This window comes from Streptomyces sp. SID11385 (assembly GCF_010548245.1).
Classification (GTDB): Bacteria; Actinomycetota; Actinomycetes; order Streptomycetales; family Streptomycetaceae; genus Streptomyces.
On sequence record NZ_JAAGLR010000365.1, the window covers coordinates 1 to 2,708 of the forward strand.

The following is a 2,708-nucleotide window of genomic DNA, read 5'->3' on the forward strand; positions in this document are numbered from 1 at the left end:
CCGCGCGGCTGCGGGCGCACACGCGGGCACACCCGGAGGCGGCACCCGCGGACGTGGCGCACTCGCTCGTGGCCACGCGCACGGCCCACGAGCACCGGGCCGTCGTCCTCGGGGCGGACGGGGAACGACTGGGCTCGGGGCTGGCCGCGCTGTCGCGCGGCGAGCCGGATTCCCACGTCGTCACCGGGGTGGCGAGGGACCGCGGCAAGACGGTCCTCGTCTTCCCCGGCCAGGGCTCGCAGTGGGCCGGGATGGCGACGGGGCTGCTGGACTCGGCGCCGGTCTTCGCCGCGCGGCTGCGCGAGTGCGACACCGCCGTGCGCGCCGTAACGGGCTGGTCCGTCGAGGAGATTCTGCGCGAGCGGCCCGGCGCCCCCTCGCTGGACCGCATCGAGGTCGTCCAGCCGGTGCTGTTCTCGGTGATGGTCGCGCTGGCGGAGCTGTGGCGGGCGCACGGGGTGCGGCCGGACGCCGTGGTCGGCCACTCGCAGGGCGAGATCGCGGCGGCGTGCGTCGCCGGTGCCCTCACCCTGGAGGACGCGGCGCGGCTCGTCGTGCTGCGCTCCCAGTTGTTCGCCGACGAGCTGATGGGGCACGGCGCGGTCGCCTCGGTCGCGCTCTCGCGCGCGGAGGCGGAGGAGGCGCTGGCGCCGTACGAGGGCCGGCTCACCGTCGCGGGCGTCAACAGCCCGCGGCTGGTCACCGTGGCCGGGGCGCCGGAACCGCTCGCGCGGTGGGTGGCCGAGCTGACGGCGCGCGGGGTCAGGGCCCGTGTCGTCCCCGCGACCGTCGCCTCGCACTCCCCCCAGGTCGAGCCCCTGCGCGCGCGCATCCTGAGCCTGCTCTCGTTCGTGCGGCCCCGCCCCGCCGAGGTCCCCATGGTCTCGACGGTCACCGGGGAGATCCTCCGGGGGCCGGAGCTGACGGCGGAGTACTGGTTCGAGAACTGCCGTCGGCCGGTCGACTTCGAGCCGGTCGTGCGGCGACTGCTCGACGAGGACCACGATGTCTTCATCGAGTGCAGCGCCCATCCCGTGCTGACCCTCGGAGTGGACGAGACCGCGCGGGAGGCCGGAGCCGAACCCCTGGTCGTCGGCACTCTGCGGCGCGGCCACGGCGGGCCGGAGCGCTTCCTCGGCTCCCTCGCGGAGCTGTACACGCAGGGCCGCGAGGTCGACTGGCACGCGGTGACGGGCGCCGGGCGCCGGACGGTGGAGCTGCCGACGTACCCCTTCCAGCGCGAGCGTTTCTGGGTCGAGCCCGTCGCGCGGCCCGCCGAGGCCGCCGCGGACGGCACGTTCTGGGACGCCGTGGAACGCGGGGACGTGGACGGGCTGGCCGCCGAACTCCGCGTGCGGGACTCCGCCGCGCTGGCAGAGCTGCTGCCCGCCCTGGCCGCCTGGCGGAGGGAGAGCGAGGAGAGGAACGCGATCGACGCCTGGCGCTACCGGGTGAGGTGGCGGCAGGCCCCCGAGACCGTCCCGGCGGGGCTCGACGGCACCTGGCTCGTCGTGCGCGCGCCGGACCCCCGGGACGACGGCCTCGCCGGCCTCCTGCGGGCCCGGCTCCAACAGGCCGGGGCGCACGTGGCGGTGGTCTCCGCCGAGGCCGGGGCCGGTCACGACACGCTCGCCGCCGCCCTCACCGACGCCGTCGGGGACCCAGGCTGCGGCCCGGTCACGGGGCTGGTGTCCCTGCTTCCGCTCGCGGCTCCCGGCGGGACGGAGGGCGCGGTGTCCCCGGGGCTGGTCCGTACGGTCGCGCTGCTGCGTGCGGTCACGGACCTCCGGCTGGACGCCCGCGTGTGGTCGCTCACCCGCGAGGCCGTCGCGACGGGACAGGGCGAGAGCGTCCACGAGCCGGAGCGGGCGCAGGTGTGGGGCGCCGGCCAGGTCGCCGCGGTCGAACTGCCGGAGGTGTGGGGCGGATTGGTCGACCTGCCGGAGGCGGCGGACGACCGCGCCCTGGACCGCCTGACGGCGCTGCTGGCCTCGGGCACCGAGACGCAGGCCGCCGTGCGTGAGACGGGGGTGTACGTACGCAGGCTCGTACCGGCCGCGGTGTCCCCGGGGACCGCGCGTCCGTTCGTCCCGGACGGGACGTGGCTGGTGACGGAGGGCGTCACCGGTCCGGGCAGGCACGTGGCGCGCGCGCTCGCCGAGCGCGGGGCGGCGCGCCTTCTGCTGACCGCCGCTCCGGGCACGGACGCCGCGCTCCTCACCGCGGCGGAGGCCGAACTGGCCGCCCTCGGGACGCGGGTGACGGCCGAGGTGGTGGACGTGACCGACCGGGAGGCACTCGCCGCCTTCCTCGCCGCCGCGGAGACGGGCGCGCCCCTGCGGGGCGTGGTGCACACCGCGGGTCTGCTGGAGGACACGCCGCTGGGGTCGCTGACTCCGGCCGAGCTGGAGCGGCAGTCGGCCTCGCGGGTGCTCGGCGCGCGCCACCTCGACGAGCTGACCGCGGGGAGCGACCTGTCGGCGTTCGTGCTGTTCTCCTCGGTGACCGGGACGTTCGGCGGCGGTACGGGCCTGACGGCGCACGCGGCCTCCACCGCGTACCTGGACGCGCTCGCCGCCCGCCGGCACGCACGGGGCGAGCCCGCCCTCGCGCTGGCCTGGGGCGTGTGGCGGGAGGAGTTCGACGAGGAACAGGCGCGTGCGGCCGAGGAGGCGCGCCGGGAGCGGCTCGGGCGCCGGGGGCTGCCG

General features: G+C 77.3%; 1 protein-coding gene. It reads left to right on the forward strand.

What is annotated here, in order from left to right:
* Positions 1 to 2,708: SDR family NAD(P)-dependent oxidoreductase (locus G3I42_RS10935; protein WP_164284854.1), on the forward strand; the 2,708-nt coding region annotated here is incomplete at both ends.